Genomic DNA, 3,763 nt, shown 5'->3' on the forward strand with positions numbered 1-3,763 from the left:
ACATTATCATTTGATCTGCATTCTCCTTTCGGTAACATTATCATTTGACTTGACACGGCGACCGTTTCCCTCGGCGGGAATTTCTGGTATAATCTATACGCTCTTATTTCCCTGAGTGCAGCGGTTATCCATGAGGAGAAACGAGGAGAAGGGAAATCCGTTGCACGTTTAACGTTGTAACGTTTTTCCGTCCTGGTTCCTCGTTCCTTTTCGCCCTGGGAAATAAGCACTTCTGACCTCTCAGATCTCTGCTACACTTAACGATAATATGAGCGAATCTATAAGGATACAGAAGTTGGAGGTATAAGATGAGGATCGGACTTGATAACTATACGATCGGTTTTATGAAACTTAACCCCTATGAAACCATTGATTTCGCTCGAAAGCTCGGGACGGAAGGGGTACAGTTCGGCTCGGTAACGCAGATCAGCCCGAAGTGGGATGAGGATGAGATCAAGGCCTTCAGACGGTATGCCGATGAGAAAGGGATGTATATCGAGGTAAACATCCCCTCCATAAACCCTTGGAAGGTTAAAGAGAGAAATGGATTTGTGAGAAAGCTTGAAAGACATCTTCGTTTTGCAGCCCTGGCGGGAAGCAGGACGATGAGAACCTATATCGGAGGGCGGGATGACAGGTTTAACCCCGAGATCCCATGGAGGAGACAGATAGAGGATTCCGTCAGGGTGTTAAAGATGCTTTCACCCATGGTGAAAGAACTAGGAGTTAAAATCGCCCTTGAAACTCATATGGATGCCACGACATTCGAGCTTGTCAGGGTGATCGATCAGGTGGGCGAGGATGTGGTGGGGATATGCCTCGACACCGGAAACCTCCCCGTTAGGATGGAGGACCCTATCTCCGCCGTCAACAGGATCGCCCATCTCGTCGTCGCCACCCATATGAAGGACTCCATCCTGTTTTTCAGCGGAAACGGCCTTAGATGGCAGGCACGTCCTTGTGGACAAGGCGTGATACCCATTAGTGAGATAATCTCCGCCGTTTCGGTTTTCAACCCCGATCTCAACCTTTCCATAGAGGATCACCCTCGTATCTATGATCTTCCCATATTCGATCCGAATTGGCTCTCAAGCCATCATGATCTCACACCTATGGAGTTCTCAAAAGTCATACAGCTCGCCGTCGAATCGGAGCGAAGGATCAGAGCTGGAGAGATTCGGCCTCCCGAGGAGGAAGAGGCCATCCCCTGGGAGGAAAGGGTCGAGGATCGCCTCCGAACAACCGTCGAATATCTGAAATCGGTGCTTCAGGAGATCTAAGCTTGACTCCATCTCGGCGATGATGTAAAATGGAATACGCTCGAAGGGGAGTTGTGAGGTTATGAGGTTAAAATTTTATGCTGTTTTCAGGGATATAACCGGCCAGAGGGAAATCGATAAAGAGTTTGTGGGAACCATACGGCAACTCCTTGAGGAGCTCTGCGATGAATTCGGTGAGAGATTCAGGGGATACGTCTTCGATGAAAGAGGCGGGCTCAGAAAGTACGTGAAGATCTTCGTCAACGGACGTAACATCGATGATCTAGATAGGTTGGAGACGAGATTAGGTGAGGGAGATAGCGTGGCGATTTTTCCTCCGACGAAAACTTAGGCGGCAGAGGATTGACGTCGGCGATAGTCAGCTCAGAGGTCCCGCCCAATTGTTACCCTCTCGATGAGAACAACAAACTCGTTATCGCTCCTGGCCTACTGGGCGGAACGCCCGCACCCTGTTCAGGCAGGCTCTCCGTTGGAGCTAAAAGTCCGCTGACCGGAGGGATCAAGGAGGCCAACGCTGGGGGAACGGCGGCTCAGAAACTCTCGCGGCTCGACATCGCCGCCATCGTCGTGGAGGGCAAACCGGAGGACGGAAAGCTCTATATGCTGAAGATCGATAAGGATGGAGCGGAGTTACTGGACGCTTCCGATCTTAAAGGGTTAGGTAATTACGACACGGTGGCCAAGCTGATGGAGAGATATGGAGATAGGATCTCCTGTATCTCCATCGGCCAGGCGGACGAGATGAAGATGTCGGCGGCAAGCGTCGCCGTGACGGACACGGAGGGCAGACCCACGCGGCACGCTGGAAGAGGGGGAATGGGAGCCGTTATGGGATCTAAGGGATTGAAGGCCATCGTGGTCGATGACTCCGGGACGGAGAGGGTGTCGATGGCAGATCCCGATGCCTTCAGAGCGGCCTCCAGGAAATTCGCCCGTCTGCTTGCCTCACATCCCGTCACGGGCGAGACGCTCCCCACGTATGGGACCAACGCCCTTGCGAACGTGATAAACGAGGCCGGAGCTTACCCAACCCGTAACTTCAGCTCAGGACAGTTTGAGGGAACGGATAAGATCAGCGGGGAGACACAGCGCGAGACCATCATAAAACGGGGTGGCCTGCCGAAACATCCGTGTCATCCCGGATGTGTGATCCAGTGTTCGAGGATCTACATGGATAAAGACGGCAACTACCTGACGAAAGGGCCCGAATACGAAACGGTCTGGGCGAATGGGGCCAATTTGGGGATAGACGACTTGGACGCGATCGCCACCATGGATAGGCTCTACGACGACTACGGCCTGGATACCATTGAGATGGGAGTCGCTCTGGGAGTGGCTATGGAGGCGGGAATCAAGGAGTTCGGCGACGCTCAAGGTGCGATCGAGCTGATCAAGGAGGTGGGCAAAGGGACACCATTAGGGCGTATCCTGGGCAACGGCGCCGCGGTGACCGGTCAGGCCTTCGGCGTGGGCTTCACGAATGCCGACGACCGGCTGCCCTCTTTCTTCAAGGTCGAAAAGCTGCCTCCTCACAACGTCGTCTTCGACGTGCCGGATGAGGAGCTCGATACGGTATACAACTTCTGAAGGTTATTCGGCCAGACCGATCAAAGAGTGAGGAACTGGAATCTTTATCCCATCGTTCCCAGTTCCTCGCTCCTCGTTCCTCAACTAAGGACATCTGATGATGTCGTGTGCCCATAAACAGTCGGCACAGGAGGGATCATTTCCCCAGCAATCCTCGTTCCTCTCGGCCAGATCGCATGCCAGTCCACAATCGACGCATGAGGGGAAATCGAACATCCCAACTTTAACCCTGAACCTGACGTACTCTTCGCTCATCCATATGGAGCCCAGATCCTCCTCCAATACGTTTCCCAGCACATATCTTCCTATGCCTCCTCCTGTCCCTCTTCAGCTTCACCTTGTGCTTCTTCAATAAAACCCATATCCCATTGAGGCTCTTATACTGTATCCCCCATTCTTCTGACAAATATCTCCTTGCATCTTTCAATGTGGATATCTTCCCTGATCGCATCTGATGCATCAACCCATCCCATGCTTGATCTGTCATCATCGATCTCCTGCCTGGCGGTTTCCTCAGATGGAGTAATTCCTCTATCCCTCCTTGCTGATATCTATCCCACCATCTGTATAGCTGCTTACTGCTGTAGCCCAGTATCTGTGAGCTTTTCTGTATGCTCCTTGCTTGTCCGCTTTTCAGTAGTCTCAGAAGCGATACTCTGGGGTATGTTTGTTTCCCTCTGTGCTTCTTTTCGAGCTCTTGGAGTTCCTCTTCGCTCTCTTTTATCAGTTGTTTGTAGTTCTTCCACATCCTTGACCTCTTAGTAGAGGATTAGGGAGTGCAATAAATAGGGATTAGAGCAGATCCTATAAGGCCTCGTGAATGACACGATATGGCAAAATAGCTAGGAAGGTCTAGATACAGCCTCTGATCAAGAGCATCTTGGAGATAATATCAC

The 3,763-nt window shown here is 51.6% G+C and carries 6 protein-coding genes; 3 read left to right on the top strand and 3 right to left on the bottom strand.

Going from position 1 to position 3,763, the window contains the following annotated elements:
- Positions 1-230: hypothetical protein (locus J7M22_10165; GenBank protein MCD6506974.1), on the bottom strand; the 230-nt coding region annotated here is incomplete at its 3' end.
- A 78-nt stretch (positions 231-308) separates the two neighbouring features.
- Here J7M22_10165 and J7M22_10170 point away from each other — a divergent pair.
- The 3 genes from J7M22_10170 to J7M22_10180 all read left to right on the top strand — a co-directional run bounded on the left by J7M22_10170 (position 309) and on the right by J7M22_10180 (position 2,867).
- Positions 309-1,280 carry a sugar phosphate isomerase/epimerase gene (locus J7M22_10170; protein MCD6506975.1) on the top strand — a complete coding sequence of 324 codons (972 nt, stop codon included), beginning with the start codon at positions 309-311 and terminating at the stop codon, positions 1,278-1,280.
- 61 nt (positions 1,281-1,341) lie between these two features.
- Positions 1,342-1,611 carry a MoaD family protein gene (locus J7M22_10175; protein ID MCD6506976.1) on the top strand — a complete coding sequence of 90 codons (270 nt, stop codon included), beginning with the start codon at positions 1,342-1,344 and terminating at the stop codon, positions 1,609-1,611.
- Between the two features lie 11 nt (positions 1,612-1,622).
- On the top strand, positions 1,623-2,867 hold the full coding sequence (locus J7M22_10180) for a hypothetical protein (protein ID MCD6506977.1): 1,245 nt from the start codon (positions 1,623-1,625) through the stop codon (positions 2,865-2,867).
- Between the two features lie 84 nt (positions 2,868-2,951).
- Here the strand turns inward: J7M22_10180 and J7M22_10185 are convergent, their stop codons facing one another.
- Together J7M22_10185 and J7M22_10190 are read right to left on the bottom strand one after the other, a co-directional pair.
- Positions 2,952-3,149, bottom strand: a complete 198-nt coding sequence (locus tag J7M22_10185; protein ID MCD6506978.1) for a hypothetical protein — start codon at positions 3,147-3,149, stop codon at positions 2,952-2,954.
- Positions 3,091-3,615, bottom strand: a complete 525-nt coding sequence (locus J7M22_10190) for a helix-turn-helix domain-containing protein (protein MCD6506979.1) — start codon at positions 3,613-3,615, stop codon at positions 3,091-3,093. The genes J7M22_10185 and J7M22_10190 overlap by 59 nt, the downstream gene beginning before the upstream one ends.
- Positions 3,616-3,763: the final 148 nt, after the last annotated feature.

This window comes from Candidatus Poribacteria bacterium, assembly GCA_021162805.1.
Lineage (GTDB): Bacteria > Poribacteria > WGA-4E > B28-G17 > B28-G17 > JAGGXZ01.

Bases quoted from the DNA above. Each gene is read 5' to 3' on its own strand.
- J7M22_10170 (MCD6506975.1), top strand. From the start codon at position 309: ATGAGGATCGGACTTGATAACTATACGATCGGTTTTATGAAACTTAAC.
- J7M22_10175 (MCD6506976.1), top strand. From the start codon at position 1,342: ATGAGGTTAAAATTTTATGCTGTTTTCAGGGATATAACCGGCCAGAGG.
- J7M22_10190 (MCD6506979.1), bottom strand. From the start codon at position 3,615: ATGTGGAAGAACTACAAACAACTGATAAAAGAGAGCGAAGAGGAACTC.